19 protein-coding genes are annotated in these 16,451 nt (G+C 71.1%); 11 read left to right on the top strand and 8 right to left on the bottom strand.

Annotated elements, in window-relative coordinates; translation table 11 throughout:
* Window positions 1-1,157, top strand: a 1,157-nt coding sequence (locus E1289_RS15060; RefSeq protein ID WP_131980470.1) for an Ig-like domain-containing protein, incomplete at its 5' end; no start/stop codon positions are given.
* Between the two features lie 24 nt (window positions 1,158-1,181).
* The gene (locus tag E1289_RS15065) at window positions 1,182-2,282 is read left to right on the top strand and encodes a hypothetical protein (protein WP_131980472.1); all 1,101 of its coding nucleotides are present in this window, start codon (window positions 1,182-1,184) and stop codon (window positions 2,280-2,282) included.
* Window position 2,283: 1 nt separating this feature from the next.
* Here the strand turns inward: E1289_RS15065 and E1289_RS15070 are convergent, their stop codons facing one another.
* Together E1289_RS15070 and E1289_RS38220 are read right to left on the bottom strand one after the other, a co-directional pair.
* Window positions 2,284-2,622 carry a hypothetical protein gene (locus E1289_RS15070; RefSeq protein WP_131980474.1) on the bottom strand — a complete coding sequence of 113 codons (339 nt, stop codon included), beginning with the start codon at window positions 2,620-2,622 and terminating at the stop codon, window positions 2,284-2,286.
* Between the two features lie 2 nt (window positions 2,623-2,624).
* Window positions 2,625-3,005, bottom strand: coding sequence for an ATP-binding protein (locus tag E1289_RS38220; protein ID WP_165970479.1), 381 nt, complete (start codon window positions 3,003-3,005; stop codon window positions 2,625-2,627).
* A gap of 169 nt (window positions 3,006-3,174) precedes the next feature.
* Here E1289_RS38220 and E1289_RS15080 point away from each other — a divergent pair, with 169 nt between their 5' ends.
* The 4 genes from E1289_RS15080 to E1289_RS15095 all read left to right on the top strand — a co-directional run bounded on the left by E1289_RS15080 (window position 3,175) and on the right by E1289_RS15095 (window position 5,724).
* On the top strand, window positions 3,175-3,984 hold the full coding sequence (locus tag E1289_RS15080) for a helix-turn-helix transcriptional regulator (RefSeq protein ID WP_165970480.1): 810 nt from the start codon (window positions 3,175-3,177) through the stop codon (window positions 3,982-3,984).
* Window positions 3,981-4,163, top strand: a complete 183-nt coding sequence (locus E1289_RS15085) for a DUF397 domain-containing protein (RefSeq protein ID WP_131980480.1) — start codon at window positions 3,981-3,983, stop codon at window positions 4,161-4,163. The genes E1289_RS15080 and E1289_RS15085 overlap by 4 nt, the downstream gene beginning before the upstream one ends.
* Window positions 4,160-4,348, top strand: a complete 189-nt coding sequence (locus tag E1289_RS15090) for a DUF397 domain-containing protein (protein WP_131980482.1) — start codon at window positions 4,160-4,162, stop codon at window positions 4,346-4,348. Before E1289_RS15085 ends, E1289_RS15090 begins: the two co-directional genes overlap by 4 nt.
* 230 nt (window positions 4,349-4,578) lie before the next feature.
* Complete coding sequence (locus E1289_RS15095) at window positions 4,579-5,724, top strand: methyltransferase domain-containing protein (RefSeq protein WP_131980484.1); 1,146 nt, start codon at window positions 4,579-4,581, stop codon at window positions 5,722-5,724.
* Here the strand turns inward: E1289_RS15095 and E1289_RS15100 are convergent.
* Window positions 5,705-6,328, bottom strand: a complete 624-nt coding sequence (locus E1289_RS15100; RefSeq protein WP_131980486.1) for an NAD(P)H-binding protein — start codon at window positions 6,326-6,328, stop codon at window positions 5,705-5,707. The genes E1289_RS15095 and E1289_RS15100 overlap by 20 nt on opposite strands.
* A gap of 102 nt (window positions 6,329-6,430) precedes the next feature.
* On the opposite strand from E1289_RS15100, the gene E1289_RS15105 reads away from it, so the two are divergent.
* Both E1289_RS15105 and E1289_RS15110 read left to right on the top strand, forming a co-directional pair.
* The gene (locus tag E1289_RS15105; protein ID WP_131980488.1) at window positions 6,431-6,817 is read left to right on the top strand and encodes a helix-turn-helix domain-containing protein; all 387 of its coding nucleotides are present in this window, start codon (window positions 6,431-6,433) and stop codon (window positions 6,815-6,817) included.
* Between the two features lie 232 nt (window positions 6,818-7,049).
* Window positions 7,050-8,600: an MFS transporter gene (locus E1289_RS15110; RefSeq protein WP_131980490.1), complete on the top strand. Its 1,551-nt coding sequence runs from the start codon at window positions 7,050-7,052 to the stop codon at window positions 8,598-8,600.
* An 8-nt stretch (window positions 8,601-8,608) separates the two neighbouring features.
* Here E1289_RS15110 and E1289_RS15115 read toward each other — a convergent pair whose 3' ends face one another.
* Window positions 8,609-8,956 carry a MerR family transcriptional regulator gene (locus E1289_RS15115; RefSeq protein ID WP_131980492.1) on the bottom strand — a complete coding sequence of 116 codons (348 nt, stop codon included), beginning with the start codon at window positions 8,954-8,956 and terminating at the stop codon, window positions 8,609-8,611.
* An 88-nt stretch (window positions 8,957-9,044) separates the two neighbouring features.
* Between E1289_RS15115 and E1289_RS15120 the strand changes: the two genes are divergently transcribed.
* On the top strand, window positions 9,045-9,848 hold the full coding sequence (locus E1289_RS15120) for an aminotransferase class IV family protein (protein ID WP_131980494.1): 804 nt from the start codon (window positions 9,045-9,047) through the stop codon (window positions 9,846-9,848).
* A gap of 13 nt (window positions 9,849-9,861) precedes the next feature.
* Here E1289_RS15120 and E1289_RS15125 read toward each other — a convergent pair whose 3' ends face one another.
* A complete protein-coding gene (locus E1289_RS15125; protein ID WP_131980496.1) occupies window positions 9,862-10,305 on the bottom strand; it encodes an ArsI/CadI family heavy metal resistance metalloenzyme in 444 nt (147 codons plus the stop codon).
* A 206-nt stretch (window positions 10,306-10,511) separates the two neighbouring features.
* On the opposite strand from E1289_RS15125, the gene E1289_RS15130 reads away from it, so the two are divergent.
* Window positions 10,512-11,741, top strand: coding sequence for a hypothetical protein (locus E1289_RS15130; RefSeq protein WP_131980498.1), 1,230 nt, complete (start codon window positions 10,512-10,514; stop codon window positions 11,739-11,741).
* A 1-nt stretch (window position 11,742) separates the two neighbouring features.
* On the opposite strand, the gene E1289_RS15135 is transcribed toward E1289_RS15130, so the two are convergent.
* On the bottom strand, window positions 11,743-13,443 hold the full coding sequence (locus E1289_RS15135; protein WP_131980500.1) for a GMC family oxidoreductase: 1,701 nt from the start codon (window positions 13,441-13,443) through the stop codon (window positions 11,743-11,745).
* A gap of 273 nt (window positions 13,444-13,716) precedes the next feature.
* Entirely contained in the window at window positions 13,717-14,604 is an 888-nt protein-coding gene (locus E1289_RS15140; protein WP_131980502.1) for a hypothetical protein, read from the bottom strand.
* Between the two features lie 131 nt (window positions 14,605-14,735).
* Between E1289_RS15140 and E1289_RS15145 the strand changes: the two genes are divergently transcribed.
* A complete protein-coding gene (locus E1289_RS15145; RefSeq protein WP_131980504.1) occupies window positions 14,736-15,092 on the top strand; it encodes a hypothetical protein in 357 nt (118 codons plus the stop codon).
* A gap of 15 nt (window positions 15,093-15,107) precedes the next feature.
* Here the strand turns inward: E1289_RS15145 and E1289_RS15150 are convergent, their stop codons facing one another.
* Entirely contained in the window at window positions 15,108-16,220 is a 1,113-nt protein-coding gene (locus E1289_RS15150) for a hypothetical protein (protein WP_131980506.1), read from the bottom strand.
* Window positions 16,221-16,451: the final 231 nt, after the last annotated feature.

Below are 16,451 nucleotides of genomic sequence, written 5' to 3' on the forward strand. Positions count from 1 at the left end.
GCGGCGGGCAGGCCGCGGCGGGCGGCGGCGACGGCATGCCGCGGGTGGCGATCGTCCCGGCGAACGGCAACGGCAAGGCCCGCCCCGACCAGGGCGTGACGGTCACCGCCGCGGGCGGCACGCTCGGCCAGGTCTCGGTGAAGCTGAAGGGCGCCGACGTGCCCGGCGCCCTCTCCCCCGACAAGACCACCTGGCGTTCCAGGTGGACGCTGCAGCCCGGCGGCCGCTACCAGGTGTCGGCGACGGCGACGTCCCCCGAGGGCAAGTCCGCCACCGCGACCAGCGCGTTCCGCACCAGCCGCGCCACCGCGGCCACCCGCGTCAACAACGTCGTCCCCTCGGAGAACGAGACGGTCGGCACCGGCATGCCGGTCTTCGTCCAGTTCAACAAGGCCGTCCCCGAGCGGGCCAAGCCCGCCATCGAGCGCAGCATCGAGATCTCCTCGACCACCCCCACCGAGGGCGCGTGGCGCTGGCTCAGCCCCGGCGAGTCGTTCAACGGGCTGCCCTCCGTGGTGTTCCGGCCGAAGCGTCCCTGGAAGCCCCGGCAGAAGGTCTCGGTCACCGTCCACTACGCCGGGCTGCGGATCGGCGACAAGGTCTTCGGCGACCGGGACGTCACCCGCACCTTCCGGATCGGCGACTCCCACACGGTCAGCATCAGCGGCAAGACCCACCGGCTCGTCGCCAAGCAGAACGGCCGCACCGTCCGCACCTGGGGCGTCAGCCTCGGCTCCGGCGGCGAGGTCAAGAACGGCGTCGACACCCTGCTCACCACCAGCGGCGTCCACCTGACCATGGACCGCAGCCGCATGGAACGCATGATCTCGCCCGGCAAGAAGAAGGGCGACCCCGGCTGGTACGACGAGAAGATCCCGTGGGCGACCCGCATCACCAACAGCGGCGTGTACATCCACCAGAACACGGCCGACCCCGCCTGCCTGGGTCGGCGCAACTGCAGCCACGGCTGCATCCGCTCCCCCACCGCCGACGCCAAGTGGTTCTTCCACTGGGCCTACCGCGGCGACATCGTCAACGTCACCGGCACCAAGCGCGACCTGGCCTGGACGAACGGCTGGGGTTACTGGCAGCTACCCTTCTCCACGTGGGCGAAAGGCAGCGCCCTGGGCAAACCGGTAACCACCACCCGCGCCTGACCCGTCAGGCCGACGGAGCGAGCTGTGGCATCGAAGATCGTCCTGCACATCGGCCTGCAGAAGTCGGGCACGACGTTCCTGCAGCACATGCTCCAGGACAACCACGAGACCCTGGCGGCATCGGACGTCCTGTACCCGATCCCGCGGGACTGGCAGCGCGGCCGGCGGACCGTCGCCAACCACGAGTGGGCGAGCTACGGCCTGCTCGGCACCGAGTACCCGTGGGTCTCGGAGCTGCGCGCGGCCAAGGAGGAGCCCTCGTGGCGGGCGCTGCTGGAGCAGGTCAGGGCATGCCCCGGGACGGTGCTGCTGTCGGCCGAGGCCCTCTCGGTCATCCGGTCGGACGCCGCCTCCCGGCTCTTCACCACGCTCGGCGCCGACGACGTCGAAGTCGTGATCACCGCCCGGAGCCTGGGCCGCTCCCTGCCCTCGCTGTGGCAGCAGCACATCCGCAACGGGCTGAGCGGCAGCTTCGACTCCTACCTCAAGAGGCTCGCCCGGCAGCGGGACGCCCGCATCGAGACCGACCCGGACGCGCACATCTGGCGTGCGTTCGTCCTCAGCGGACTGGTCCGGCGCTGGTCAGCGGCGGGAGCGTCCAAGGTGTCGGTGGTGACCAGCCCCGGCAGGCCCCCGCAGCTCCTTCTGGACCGTTTCACGCAGGCGGCGGGTCTGCCCGGCCTCACCCACACCCCCGTCGCGGACCGTCAGGCCCACACCGGCCTCACGGCACCCGAAACGCTGGTGCTCGCGTCCCTGAACGCCGCGTTCCGGGAGAGGTCCTGGCCCAAGGGGAAGGCCGACCGGGCACGGCAGGCCATCACGGAGAGCTTCCAGGCCCGCGACCAGCGCGGCGGCAAGGTGACCGTCCCACCCGCCTGGCGCTCCCGCGTCGCCGAGTGGAGCAAGGAGGACCTCGACGCCCTCCAGAAAACGGAAGCGCACATCGTCGGCGACCTGGCCGACCTGCACTACGACCCCGCCGCGGACGAGACGGACCCGGCGACCCCCGAGGAGACCGCCCGCGCCGGCGCCGCAGCGGCCCTCACCCTGCTCCACGCAGAGCCCCGAGAGTCCACCCTGCACCGCAACACCCGCCGCCTACGCCGCCGCCTAAAGCCCTGACTCACCAGGTGGACGGGAACATGCGGTGCTTCAGGAGCAGATCGACCTGCTCCGCCGCCGCCTTGGCGTCCCCGCAGGGGAAGAGGTAACCGGCCCGCCCCCGCTGCACGTCGTGGTAGGCCCACATCCCACCGGGGACGGCCCGCACGCACACCACGACTCCCACGTCCTCCGCGACCCCGCTGGCGTAGACCCAGAGCAGCGGCCGGGGGAACTCGCGCCCGTACAACCGCACGCACCGCCACCCGCGCGCCTTGACCGCGAGCGCGAGCACGTCCAGGTATCGGACGGCGACCCGCCGCCCGATGTACGTCCGCCACCTCAGTGCGTACCGCCCCACCCTCAGCACGCGACGGCCGCCCATACCCACTTACCGGACGGCTCGGTCCTGCGCACTCCGCACCCGGACGAGAGCGCCTGGACGAGCGGAAGCCCCCAGCCGCCCGTCCCGTCGTCGTAGCCGTCGTCCAGCGCCCGCGCGTCCGGGGCAATGTCGTCCAGGGTGAGTTCGGCGACCGGACGCACCACCGGCATCTCATCGGACGGGTCCCACACCGCCAGCACGACCGCCCCGGCCTCCCGCGTGAACCTGACCCGAATCTCCCGATCCCGCGCGATCCGCACCGCATTGGCCACGAGTTCCCCGCCGATGAGCAGAACGTCCCCAGCGATCTTCTCCAGCCCCCATTCGGCAAGCCGGAACTCCACCAGCGCCCGCACCATCCCCGATACCGTCCCCGCCGCCAAACAAGAAATGTCCAACTCGCCCGAGGTTGCGGCTTTCACAAGCATTTCACCTGCCCTTCCATCTCCGCGTTTCCGGGACAAGCGTTCCTGGAGCGAGTTAATTTCGGAAGGTTCGCGAAGCAGATGCAACGACGAAGGAGAGCGGATGAGCCGCGCCGACTCACTGCGTCCCGACTTCTCCCTATGGCACCTCATAGCCGTTGAGCTGCGCAGACAGCGCCAGCTACGCAAGATCTCCGGTGCCACGCTCGGCGTCATACTCGACTGCGATCGCTCAACTGTTGCACGGTACGAATCGGGCGACGTTCAGCTTCCCATTGGCCGCGCCCGGGTTCTAGACCGCGAATGGGGCATGCCAGGCTTCTTCGAGAACCTCGTCAAACATGCCAAAAACGCCCAGGATCTCGACTGGTGGGAGACTTTCAAGGAATACGAGCGCCGAGCGAACCTCATCAAGACCTACGAGCCCTCCCTGATCCCCGGCCTCCTCCAACGCGAGGACTACGCTCGCGCTGTATACACGACCAGCCGGAGGGCCGATGCCGAAGATGCGGTGGCAGAGCGCATGGCCCGCCAAGAGATCCTAACCCGCCAAGATCCGTGCACACTTATGGCCATCCTGGACACAGCGGCCGTCCTCCGTGTCTTCGGAGACGAGGACGTCATGCGCGCACAGCTCAGCCACCTGCTCGAGATCTCCGAGCGTCCGAACATCTACATACGGGTGACCTCCGACCGCCTCATCGGCTACGGCGGTGTCGGAGGCGGCTTCACGGTGATGCAAACACCCACAGGCGACCTCGGTTTCGCCAATTACGGAACCACTGCCCACATGTCGCTCGACCCTGCCGATATCCAGGAACAGACGATACGGTACGACCAGATCGGCATGTCCTCGCTGACCGTCGAGGCATCCCGCGCCTTCATCGCCAAGACACTGGACTCGCTCGCATGATCATTCAATGGCGGAAATCTACGCGATCAGACGACTACGGAAACTGCATCGAACTCGCCGCGCTGCCTGACGCCATCGCCATCAGAGACAGCAGAGCCCCCGACATCGGCCACCTCACCCTCACCCCCCAAGCCTTCGGCTACCTCCTCACCCAGTTGAAGCGAGACGAACTGACGTGAGCCCGGCATGGCGGAAGTCCAGTCAAAGCGACGAAACCGGCGGTCAGTGTGTGGAGTTGGCGGACCTGTCCGGCGCCATCGCCATCAGAGACAGCAAGGCCCCCGACAGCGGTCACCTCACCCTCACACCGCGCGCCTTCGCCAGGCTCCTTGCTCGTGCCAGGCAAGATGCGGGCTCAAGCTGATCATTACGCTCCGCAAGCTCCGCGTTGTTCTGTGCAGAAGTACATATTGACGGACAGTAGCAACCTGCTCACCATCTGTAGATAGGTATTCACATGCCGGAGCAACCGGAGGGAGCAGGATGGGAAAGCACGAGGACCCGGCGGAGAAGAACGGGCACAAGCCCGATAGGCCGATTCCGCCGCCGAACAAGGACGACAAGGGCGACGGCAAGCGGGGGAAGTAGCGGGTGATGGAGGGCGTTGCGCGGCGTACGGAGGCGCTGGTCGAGCGGCTTACGGCGGCTGGGTGGCTTACCCAGGGGCGGGTGCGGACGGCGTTGCGCGACGTCCCTCGGCATGCCTTTGTTCCTCCGGTGGCGTGGGCCGGAGAAGGGGATCGGGTGGACCGGGCGGCCTCGCCTGAGAAGTGGCTCGACCTCGTTTACCAGGACGACGCCATCATCACGCAGCTCGATGACGGGCAGACCGATGTCGCCACGGGGGCGGGCAGCTTCACCTCGTCATGTTCGGCGCCGAGCACCGTCGTGTCCCTGCTTGAGTTGCTGGACGCCGAGGTCGGCCACCGGGTCCTGGACGTCGGCACCGGTACCGGGTGGACGGCCGGTCTGCTCGCCCGGATGGTCGGGGCGGAGAACGTGACCAGTGTGGAGGTCGACCCCTTCGTCTCCGCGCGGGCCGCGGAGAACCTGAAACGGCTGGGTCTCTCTCCGCGTCTTGTCGTGGGCGATGGTGGCGAGGGCTGGGCGGACGGGGCTCCGTTCGATCGGGTGCACGCTACATGCGGGGTGTCGCACGTCCCCTATGCGTGGGTGCGGCAGACGCGGCCCGGTGGCGTCATCGTGGCCCCGTACGCGCCTGGATTCGGTTCGAGTCACGAACTGCGGCTGGTCGTCATGCCCGATGGGACGGCGGTGGGCCGTTTCATCGGCCACGCCTCGTACATGATGATGCGTTCGCACAGGCAGCCGCCCTGGCCCGCGCCGGGCGACGAGGGAGCCGAGTCAACGACGCAGATCGACCCCCGGACGATCGGTTACGCCCCGGCGGGCGCGGATCTCGCCATGGGCGCGTTCCTGCCCGGCGTCAACGCCCGAGGGCACCACCGGGACGACACGTACGTCCTTCGGCTGTGGTCGACGCACGCGTGGGCAACCGCGACTTATCGGCCAGGGCAGCGTGACTACGTGGTGCATGGAGACCGGGGCCTGTGGGACGACGCGGTCCGGGCCTACTTCTGGTGGGTCGGCCAGGGCAGCCCAGGCCGCGACAGCTTCGGGCTTACCGTCGCCTCCGAAACGGAAACCGTATGGCTTGGCACCCCGACCAATCCCATCCGTCCTCAAGGCCCAGCGGGCGTCATGCCTCCCGGACGCTGATGGCGGCGCGGTGGTGGCGTGGTGTTTCGATGTCGTCCAACAGCGCGATGGCGAAGTCCGCGTAGGTGATCCGGCTGGCCGGGTCACCGTGCTCGGCGATCCGGTACCGGCCGGTGCGCGGGCCGGAGTGGTCGAAGTCGCCTGCGGGGGCCACGTAGGCCCAGTCGAGGTCACAGGCTCGAAGCTCGTCCAGGCCCGCCGCGTGGCCGAGGTAGAAGGAGCGGTACTCGTTGGGGTACCCGGGCTCGTCCATCAGGGGAACACCGGACGCGCCGGGCAGTATCGATGCGAGGCCGACCACCACCAGGCGCGGCACGCCCGCCTTCGCCAGGCCGGTGGCCAGGGCCCTGGACGAGGCGGTGAAGAATTCGTGCGGTGGCACGGACAGATCCGCTGCGGCGCTGATGGCCGCGTCATGCCCGGCGCCTGTCCGCTCGACGCTCACCTCGTCGGTGACATCGCCCGCCACCACCCGCGCGCCGGTCAGCTCGCCGTGGCGTCCCGGGTCCCGCACCACGGCGGTGACCCGGTGGCCGCGCCGGTGCGCCTCTGCGACGGCCTGCCGCCCGGCCCGGCCGCCCGCGCCGTAGACCACGATGTTCATGACGAACCGCCTTTCACCAGGGCCGGAGCCCGACTGCCCGGCCGGTTCGCCGACGTTAACGGGGGCCGCGGTTACCGCCGGGATACCGGCTATCGTGAGCCCGTGAGGAGACCGCTGCCCGCCGACATGTTCGACGAGCTGTGCCCGTCCTCGCTGAATCCGATCCGGTTCGGCGACAAGTGGGCGGCGCTGATCATCCGCTGCCTTGAGCACGGGCCGCGCCGCTTCTCCGAGTTGCGCGTGCCGCTGAGTCGCGTCACTCCCAAGGTCCTCACCCAGTCGCTGCGCTCCCTCGAACGGGACGGGCTCATCAAGCGCACCGTCTACGCCGAGGCCGCCCCGCATGTCGAGTACGAACTGACGCCCCTGGGCCGCAGCATGCTCGAACCGATGGCGGTCGCCTGCGCCTGGGCCGAGCAGCACTGGGACGAACTGCTCGACGCCCGCGAGTCGTACGACCACGCCACCCGCCGCGACCACGCCGGATGACGGGGCGGCGACCCGCCGGCACCGGACGCTGCCGCTGAGGTCGCCGGCCACGGTTTTGTCGGAGGCGGAACATACGCTCACCTAGGTCGTGCGACCGAGGCGGTGCGGGACCTTCGGCCGAGCCGAGCGCCAGGGCGGAATCGAGTGCGTCCTTGATGACTTCCTTACTCACAGGCGTCCGGTGGCCCGCGCGGCCGGACGCTTGAGCTATCCGGCGAGGAAGGATTCGACTATGGCGTCTGTTCGCAGGCGGTGGATCGGGCTGGCTGTGCTCACGCTCCCCACACTGCTCATCTCGATCGACATGACCGTGCTGCATCTGGCGATCCCGCAGCTCGGCGCCGACCTGGACCCGACCGCGAACCAGCTCCTGTGGATCCTCGACATCTACGGCTTCATGATCGCGGGATTCCTGATCAGCATGGGGGTGCTGGGGGACCGGATCGGGCGGCGCAAGGTGCTGCTGGTCGGCGCGGGTGCCTTCGGCGTCGCGTCCCTGCTGGCCGCGTACTCCACCAGCGCGGAGATGCTCATCGTGTCCCGTGCGCTGCTCGGCGTGGCCGGGGCGACGTTGATGCCGTCGACCATGTCGCTGATCCGCAACATGTTCACCGACGACGCGGAACGCACCAAGGCCCTGGCCGTCTGGATGGGCGGCTTCATGGTGGGTTCCGCGATCGGCCCGCTGGTCGGCGGGCTGCTGCTGGAGTTCTTCTGGTGGGGCTCGGTCTTCCTGCTGGGCGTTCCGGTGATGGCGATCCTGCTGCTCGCCGGGCCGTTCCTGCTGCCCGAATACCGTGACCCGGAGGCCGGGCGGCTCGACCTGCTGAGCGCCGTCCTGTCGCTGGGCACCGTCCTCTCGCTCATCTACGGCGTCAAGCGCATCGCCACCCATGGCATGGACGAGACGGTGGCGGTGTCCATCGTGGTCGGCCTGGTGCTCGGGGTCGTGTTCGTGCACCGGCAGCGCCGGCTGGCCGACCCGATGATCGATCTGCGGCTGTTCCGCTACCGCAACTTCAGCATCTCGCTCGCCTCGCTGATGGTGGGGCTCGTCGCGATGGGCGGCGTGCTGCTCTTCGTCAACCAGTACCTGCAGCTGGTCCTGGGTCTGTCGCCCTTGGAGGCGGGTCTGTGGATGCTTCCGCAGGCCGCTTCGGTGCTGCTGAGCACGCAGTTCGCGCCGAGGGTCACCGGCAGGTTCCGTCCGGCGGTGGTGCTGGCGGGTTCCATGAGCGTCGTGACCGTCGGCGTGCTGATGATCAGCACCGCCGGTCTGGCGTGGGTCGTCATCGGGCTGGTCGTGATGGGCCTGGGCTTCGGCCCCTGGATCCTCCTGGCGATCGACCGGATCATCGCCACGGCACCTCCGGAGCGGGCCGGCGCGGCCTCGGCGATCTCGGAGACCGGTCAGGAGTTCGGGCTCGCCGCCGGGCTGGCGCTGCTCGGCAGCCTGGGAACGGCGATCTACCGGGGCGACCTGGGCGACTCCCTTCCGGCCGGGGTCCCGCCCGCCGCCGAGGCCGCGGCCCGGGAGAGCCTCGCCGGTGCCGTGGAGGCCGCCGAACGGCTTCCCGGACCGGTCGGCCCCGAGATGCTGGACGCCGCACGGGACGCCTTCACCACCGGCCTGCAGGTGACGACGCTGATCAGCGCCGCGATCGTCGCCGCCGGAGCCGTCGTGATCGGTCTGCTGACCCGCAACGAGGAGGCACCCGTCCCCGTGGAGACCGTTGGCACGATCGACACCGCCCAGGAGACCTCGGACGTCGTCCTCACCTGAGTGAGGCGTTACTCGTCCGGGCTGAGGAATGCGGCCAGGGTGCCGCGGTTGCGCTGGAGGCCCGCTATGCGTCCGTCCAGGGCCGCCAGTTCCCGGGCCAGGAGGTCGCGGATGTCCGCGCACCAGTCGAACTCCGGGCGGTCGTCCCGCGTGCACGGGAGGACCGCCCGGATCACCTCGCTGGTCAGGCCCGCGTCCAGCAGGACGCGGATCTTCCGGACGGTGAGCACGGCGTCGTCGTCGTAGTGGCGGTACCCGTTCGGGCCGCGCCCGGCGTTCAGCAGGCCCTGCTCCTCGTAGTACCGCAGCAGCCGCGGGCTGACCCCGGTACGCCCGGACAACTCCCCGATCAGCATGTCTCCGTCCCGCAGGTTGACCTTCTCACCGGTGTGAAGCCCTAACGTCGTCCCGCCAGCCGCTCATTCCGCACCGCAGGAGACACGCATGACCTCCCTCGTCGTCCAACGCAACGGCCGCGCGGCGACCGCCGAAGAACTGGCGCCGCTCGCCTTCGCGGGCTATGCCCATTTCACCGCCATGCAGGTCCGCGCGGGCAAGGTGCGGGGCCTCGACCTTCATCTCGAACGGCTGCGCCTCGCCTCCATGGAGCTGTTCGGCCGGGCATTGCCCGACGATCGGATGCGGTCCCACTTGCGGGCGGCGCTGGAGGCCGGTCCGGCGGACGTCTCGCTGACCGCCACCGTGTACTCCTCGCCCGGGGAGTTCATCGGGGACGCGAGTGACGCGGAGATCGAGGTTCTGGTCCGTACCGGGCCGCCCTCGTCCGGCCCGGCGGGACCGCTGGCGCTGGCGACGGTCGAATACGAGCGGGTCCTGCCCTCCTTCAAGCACGTCGGCGAGGTGGCCAAGACCTACTTCATGCGCCGGGCGGTCCGGGACGGCTTCGACGACGCCGCCTTCGTCGACCGCCGGGGGCGGCTCAGCGAGGGAACGATCTGGAACCTCGCCTTCTGGGACGGCGACGCCGTGGTGTGGCCCGACGCCGAGATGCTGACCGGGACCACGATGGGCATCGTCCGCCGGCAACTGGACCGCCTCGGCGTCCCCCAGCGCGTGGAGGAGATCACACCGGCCGTCCTGTCGACGCTGGCCGGTGCCGTGGTCATGAACTCATGGACGCCGGGCGTCGCGGTCCACCGGATCGGCGCGGTGCCCGTACCCGCGGCACCGCGCTTCCTGGACCTGCTTCACCGGGCCTACCGGGCCGAACCGCTCACCGAGTGCTGAGGGACGGGGCGGATCAGCAGCAGGCGGGGGCCGTTCCCTTGTCGGTGGCCGGGGTGCAGCAGGAGGAGCCTTCGGCCTTGGCGAGGGTGTCGGCATCGGACTTGACCACGTACACCTCCCAGGGCTCGTTGCCGGGGCCGGTGACCCAGACCTTGTCCTGGACGGCGTAGCAGCAGGTGGTGTCGTTCTCCTCCAGGGTGACCAGGCCGGCCTGCTTGAGCCGCTCGGTGGCGTCGGTGACCTCGGTGGTCTCCGCCACCTCGACGCCGAGGTGGTCGAGGCGGGTGGCCTCTTCGTCCGTGCCCTCGATCAGGACCAGCTTGAGCGGCGGTTCGGCGACGGCGAAGTTGGCGTAGCCGGCCCGGATCTTGGCCGGTTCCGTGCCGAACAGCTTGGAGTAGAAGGCGATCGACGCCTCCAGGTCGGGGACGCGCAGCGCAAGCTGAACACGGGACATGAGCCCTCCCTGATTCGATGGATGTCTAAACAATTCGAGTCTGGCCCTTGTTTCGATGGATGTCAAATTAGAGGTGAGTCGAATCAAGCGTGCCGGTGGTCCCGCGGCGGGGTGTTGCACCTCGGTGTGGCGGACGGATCGCGCACGCGGGACCCCAATGACCGGACGAGCAGTGCAAATCCGGGCGTTTTCACTAGGATGCTCGCGTGCGCGAAGATCAGGAGATCACGGACGACGGCATGCTGACCGCGCCGCTCCGGCTGCCGGGCGACCGCACCGGCGACGGCGAGCCGGCGGCGGTCGGCAAGGGCGTGGCCATCGCCCGGGTCGATCCCGCGCCGGTGCGGGCCTTCGGGGAGGACGTCGAACGGCTCGCCGAACTGGTGGAGCGGCTCACCGCGGCCGCCGCCACGGTGGGCGACCGGCTCGACGGCGAGGCGCGCGCCGTCCTCGGCAAGGCCGAGAGCGCCCTGGCCGAGGCGCGTGCCGCGCGGCAGTCGGCGGCGGACGCCGACGCCAGGGCCGCGCGGGCCCAGGCCGAGGCGGAGGCGGCCCGCAAGGAGGTCGCCGAGGCGCAGGAAGAGCTGAGCAAGGGCCTCGCCGCGGCGAAGGCCAGCGTCACGGCCGCGCAGGAGAGCGAGGCCAACGCCTGGAAGGAGGCGGGCGCCCACCAGCAGGCGCGGGCGACGTCCGCCAACGAGGCCGCCACCGCCGAGGGGCTGCGCAAGCGCGCCGAGGCGGCGTGGAGCACCGAGCACCAGGCCCGGACGGACGCCGAGCGGGAACGCGACGACCTCGCGACCCGGCTGTCCGCCGAGCAGGCCGCCCTGGCCACCGCGCGAAGCGAGCTGACCGACGCGCGCACCGAGCTCGCGGACGCGCGGGCCAAGCTGGAGGCCGCCGCCGACGCCGAGCGGCGGCTGCGCGCCGAGCTGGCCGCCGCGCAGGGCGAGATCGCGGGACTGACGGTGGAACGCGACTCCGTCGCGGCGCGGGCCGCCGAGCTGGCCACCCGCGCCGACCGCGCCGAGCAGGTCGCCGACACCGCCGAGGCCCGGATCGAGACCGAGCGGAAGCGCGCCGACCGGGCCGAGGAGCGCGCCGACGACGCCGAGGTCCGCATCAACCGGGACGCCGCGACCGTCCGGGCGCTGCAGGACACCATCCGCTCGGCGCTGGACCTGCCGGCCGTCGAGGAGCTCCCGGACGGGCACGGGATCAAGGTCGGCTCCGGCACGGTCACCGCGCGGCCCGGCGGGATGATCGGCGTGGACGAGGTCCCGGACCTGCTGGACGGCGAGCTGGCCGCCCGGTTCGCCCGCGCGCTGCTCGCCGTCCGCGTCCACCAGGCCACCCGCCGCGTCGCCGAGGAGCGGGCCGAGGCGGCGGCCGGCGAACCGGCCGCCGAGGCCGAGGACACCGGCTCCGACGACTGAGCTACCTCAGCGCGGCCGGGGCGTGCTCCGGGACGGCGGGATCGTCCGGCATGATCCGCTCGATGCGCTCGTAGGGAGCGCCCGGCTCGGGACGCGGGTCCCGCTGCCCGCGGTTGGGCCAGAACGCCATCGCCCGTTCGGCCTGGGCGGTGATGGTGAGGGACGGGTTCACCCCGAGGTTCGCGGTGACCGCCGAGCCGTCCACGATGTGCAGGCCCGGGTGCCCGTGGACGCGGTGAAAGGGGTCGATGACGCCCGCCTCCGGTGTCTCCCCGATGACGCAGCCGCCGATGAAGTGCGCGGTCGTCGGGATGTTGAACAGGTCGAACCACGTCCCGCCCGGGGTGGCGTCGAGTTCCTCGGCGAGCATCCGGACGGCGTCGTGCGCGACGGGGATCCAGGTGGGGTTGGGTTCCCCGACGCCCTGGCTCGCGACGAGCCTGCGGCGGCCGAGGCGGCCGCGCTTCTCGCCGACGGTGATGGAGTTGTCGGCGGTCTGCATGACCAGGGCGATGACGGTGCGCTTCGCCCAGTCGCGCAGCGACAGGCCCCGCAGGATGACGGTGGGGTGCCGGGCCGCCTGCCCGAGGAACTTCAGCCAGCGGGGCGGGCCGCCGCCGTCGACGAGCAGGGTGCGGATGACGCCCATCGCGTTGTTGCCCGCGCCGTAGCGGGTGGGCTCGATGTGGGTCTTCTCGTCCGGGTGGAAGGACGAGGTGATGGCGAGGCCAGTGCTGTGGTCGACGTCCTTCTCGCGGTGCCACACCGTCATGCGCTCGACGCCGAGGAGCGCCTCGGAGTTGGTGCGGGTGAGTTCGCCGAGGCGGGGGGACAGGTTCGGGAGGCGTCCGGTGTCCCGCATCCGGTGCAGGAGCCGCTGCGTCCCGTAGGTCCCGGCGGCGAGGACGACGTGTTCGGCGGTCAGCGTCCCGCGGCGCTTGCGCAGGGAGCCGGTGCGTTCGGTGGCCACCTCGTAGCCGCCGGACGGCAGGGCCGTGAGCGCGGTGACCGTCGTGTCCGGGACGACCTGCACGCCCGCCCGCTCGGCCAGGTACAGGTAGTTCTTCGTGAGCATGTTCTTCGCGCCGACCTTGCAGCCGATCATGCAGGAGCCGCAGGCGGTGCAGGTCCGGCGGCGCGGACCGGCGCCGCCGAAGTACGGGTCGTCCGCGTCCTCGCCCGGCCGGTCGCCGAACAGCACGCCCACCGGGGTCGCGTGGAAGGTGTCGCCGACGCCCATGCGGTCCGCGACGCGCTTCATGGCCTCGTCGGCGGGGGTGACGAGCGGGTTGACGGTGACGCCGAGCATACGGCGGGCCTGGTCGTAGAACGGTTTCAGCTCGTCCTGCCAGTCGGTGATGTGGCCCCACTGGCGGTCGGTGAAGAAGGGCCGCGGCGGCTCGTACAGGGTGTTGGCGTACACGAGGGAGCCGCCGCCGACGCCAGCGCCCGCCAGCACCAGCACGCCGGCCTTACCGCCGACGAGGTGGACGCGCTGGATCCCGCGCATCCCGAGGCGCGGCGCCCACACGTACCTGCGCAGCCGCCAGGACGTTTTCGGGAGGGTCTTCTCGTCGAAGCGGCGGCCCGCCTCGATGACGGCGACGCGGTAGCCCTTCTCCGCCAGCCGCAGCGCCGAGACGCTGCCGCCGAAGCCCGAGCCCACCACGATCACATCGAAGTCGCAGGCGTCTCCGGTCACTGCACACCAACCTTCGTCGCGGGATCACGAAGGTCCCCGAGTGTGGCCCGCGCACCGCCCGCGCGCCATGCCCGGGGGTGCGGCAATCCGGCTTCGCGACTATCAGCGAAGTGACAACTCGTTGATCAACGCGATGCGATTCCCACCGGTGCCCGCCGCGAAATCCCTATTGCTGAAAGTTGCGCGAAAAATGCGCGGCCCATCGGTCGATGCCGCGTCCGTTGGATATCGTCCAGGCCCCCGCTCCGCTGGTGCCGCTCCGGTGAACAGACGTCAACTCGCGGCCGGCGGAGCCGGGACCTTGCCGATCCCGAGGGTGTTCTGCGCGGGCAGCAGACCGCTTTCCAGGACCTTGACCAGGATCGGCATGGTCAGCCGCCCGAGACGGTCGACCTTCTCGGCGCCGAGCGTCCGCCAGGGGCCGTAGGCGAGGTCGTCGGTCATGCGTTCCACCGCCTCGCGCAACTCGCGGCCCCGGTCGGTCGCGGCCCCGGCGGCGTCGACGAGACCGCGTGACCGGAGCCTGTCGCGGGCCGCGGCCCACTCCTCGTCCGTCCAGCCCCGGCTCGCGAACGTCTCCACGGGGGCGGCGCCGATCGCGGCGAACGAGACGAGCGCCTCGGCCGGGTCGAGTCCCGCGGTGAGCAGCGCGGCCACGTGGCCGTCGCCGCGGTGCTCGCGGAGGATGCCGAAGGCGTGCCAGAGGACGAGGTGGGGCTCGTCCGGCCAGGGAAGCCCGGCGTTGGCGGCGGCGATGGGGCGTCCGGCGGTGCATGCGGCCTCGGCGGCGGCGCGGGCCAGTGCGGCCGCCTCGACGACCTCTGGGGTGTGGACGTCGTCGCCGAGGAGCGCCCGGTACATCCGGTCGACGGCCCGGGTGCGGGCCTCCAGGACGCGTCCGGGCGGCGCGACCGTCCAGGCGGCGGGGACGTGCTCGGCCACCATGCGCGGGCTGAAACTGTAGAAGGCCGACGACACGGCCACCGGGCCCGCGGCGCCGAGCGGTGCGGCACGCCAGGCGAAGTAGCTCGGCCACCGCGTCTCCACCTTGTAGCCGAGCGCCTCCGCCTCGGCGAACACCTCGGGCGAATACCAGAACAGGGCGTGCACCGGCTCGATCTGGTGCCACGCCCGCCGGGCCAGGCCGGGGTCCTCCGTCATCGCCGCTCTCCTCTCGCCGGGTCCACCGCCACTCTAACTTGACAATGACTAGATTACACCTCGGACCCACTCGGCCGAAACTGGGGAGAAATGTCCGACTTGTAGGGGCAAGCGAGCAATAGTGTGTCTCGGTGAACAGACGTCATCTCGCGGCTCTGCTGCTCGTGCCGGCGCTGGCGCTGACCGCTTGCGGCGGCGACGGCGATCCCGAGCCGACGCCGTCCGCCCAGCCCAGCGCGGACAGCCCCGCGGCCACCACGTCCGGCGACGCCGGGGGCGGGGACGAGTCGTCCCCGGGCAGCGGCGCGACGCCGGGCCTGCCCTCGGCCGTCCCGTCCAAGGTCGTCAACGCGTTCGTCGCGTGCATGCGCAAGCAGGGCGTCAAGGTCCCCGAAGACGTGACCACCTGGCAGCCCGACCCGCAGGACGGCCGCACGCAGAAGGCGCTCATGGCCTGCATCGGCCGTTCCGGGGCGCCGGGGTCCTGAGCCGGCCCGCCGCGCTCAGCCGAGCGGCCACCGGCCCCCGGACGGAACGTCGCCGCGCGGGCCGACCAGCCGGCCGTCCCCGCGGAAGCCGGCGGGCCCCGCGACCGGCCACGCCGGCGGCTGCGCGCCGGCCCGCGGCGCCGGGGCGGGCACGGGCCGGGCCGGGACCGCCGCGGGCGGCACCCGGGGGAGCACCGGGCGCTGCCCGGCCGTCCGGACGGCGCGGGCGCGGCGCTCGTGGCGCGGGAACACCAGCAGGGCGAGGACGGCGAGGCCGACCCCCGCCACCCGCAGCAGGAACAGCCCGGACTCGCGCGGCCACGGCTCCCCGTACAGCAGCGTGGCCGACAGCAGCAGATGCGTCTTCGCGGTCACGGTGACGACGGTGACGATGATGGTGAGGCGGCAGCGCTGCAGCCCGATCGACAGCATCCCCAGGCCGAGCACGCCCGCGAGCAGGAACAGCGCCGGGTAGCCGGTCGTCAGCGCGTGCCACCCGTCCGGCCCGGCGAGCAGCATCGCCATGCCCATGCCGAAGACCTCGGTCGCGCCGAGCAGGACGCCCGCGCCCAGCCCGTAGGCGATGCCGGTCAGCGGCCTCGCGTGCCGGCCGCCGACCTGCCGGTCCCGGACGCAGAGCAGCCACAGCGGCAGCGCGAGCGAGGGGACGAAGACGAGGGCGGCCTTCCACGGTGACAGCGCGGCGGCGGCCTCCGCGCCGCCCGTCCGGTGCAGTGCCTCCGACAGCGACTCCCCGTGGCCCGGCATGACCGACAGCGCCGCGGTGACCATCGCCGCCACGGTGATCAGGGCGGCGAGCCACTCGCGCGACGTCGGCCGCTCGCCGAACCCGCTCACCCCCACCACCAGCAGCAGGACCAGGCTGAGCCCGAACGCGGGGAGCGTCGCGACGACCGGGAGCGTGACCAGCGCGGTCGCCGACAGGGCGAAGCCCGCCAGCAGCACCAGGACGCCGGTCAGCCAGCGCGGGCTGCGCACCAGCCGCCCGGCGGCGTGCAGCGGATGGCGGCCCCCGATCGGGCTCATCCGGCCGGTGGCCGTCTTGAACAGGACGTAGGCGACGATGTAGACGGCCTGCGCGGCGCAGGCGAGGACGATCGCTTGCATGGCACACCTCCTGCCCGGATGGTGACATGGGAGGCACGCCGGGGGATCCGGTCCGAAACGCGGAGTAATTGCCCGATTTGTGCGTCTAGGTGAGCAATATTCTGATCGCGCGAGGGAAGGGCCATCACGGTCCGCGCGGGCATGGCGCGGGTATGTGCTGGAGTGAGTAAGAACGAGGTCGATGTTTCATATTTTCGCAATGCGCGGATGCGGCGGTAACTCGTACCGTAG

This window comes from Actinomadura sp. 6K520, from assembly GCF_004349245.1.
Lineage (GTDB): Bacteria > Actinomycetota > Actinomycetes > Streptosporangiales > Streptosporangiaceae > Spirillospora.

Coding starts and splice junctions, on each gene's coding strand:
- E1289_RS38220 (WP_165970479.1), bottom strand. CDS start 3,005: ATGGTGCGGGCGCTGGTGGAGTTCCGGCTTGCCGAATGGGGGCTGGAG.
- E1289_RS15080 (WP_165970480.1), top strand. CDS start 3,175: ATGAGCCGCGCCGACTCACTGCGTCCCGACTTCTCCCTATGGCACCTC.
- E1289_RS15085 (WP_131980480.1), top strand. CDS start 3,981: ATGATCATTCAATGGCGGAAATCTACGCGATCAGACGACTACGGAAAC.
- E1289_RS15095 (WP_131980484.1), top strand. CDS start 4,579: ATGGAGGGCGTTGCGCGGCGTACGGAGGCGCTGGTCGAGCGGCTTACG.
- E1289_RS15100 (WP_131980486.1), bottom strand. CDS start 6,328: ATGAACATCGTGGTCTACGGCGCGGGCGGCCGGGCCGGGCGGCAGGCC.
- E1289_RS15110 (WP_131980490.1), top strand. CDS start 7,050: ATGGCGTCTGTTCGCAGGCGGTGGATCGGGCTGGCTGTGCTCACGCTC.
- E1289_RS15115 (WP_131980492.1), bottom strand. CDS start 8,956: ATGCTGATCGGGGAGTTGTCCGGGCGTACCGGGGTCAGCCCGCGGCTG.
- E1289_RS15120 (WP_131980494.1), top strand. CDS start 9,045: ATGACCTCCCTCGTCGTCCAACGCAACGGCCGCGCGGCGACCGCCGAA.
- E1289_RS15125 (WP_131980496.1), bottom strand. CDS start 10,305: ATGTCCCGTGTTCAGCTTGCGCTGCGCGTCCCCGACCTGGAGGCGTCG.
- E1289_RS15140 (WP_131980502.1), bottom strand. CDS start 14,604: ATGACGGAGGACCCCGGCCTGGCCCGGCGGGCGTGGCACCAGATCGAG.
- E1289_RS15150 (WP_131980506.1), bottom strand. CDS start 16,220: ATGCAAGCGATCGTCCTCGCCTGCGCCGCGCAGGCCGTCTACATCGTC.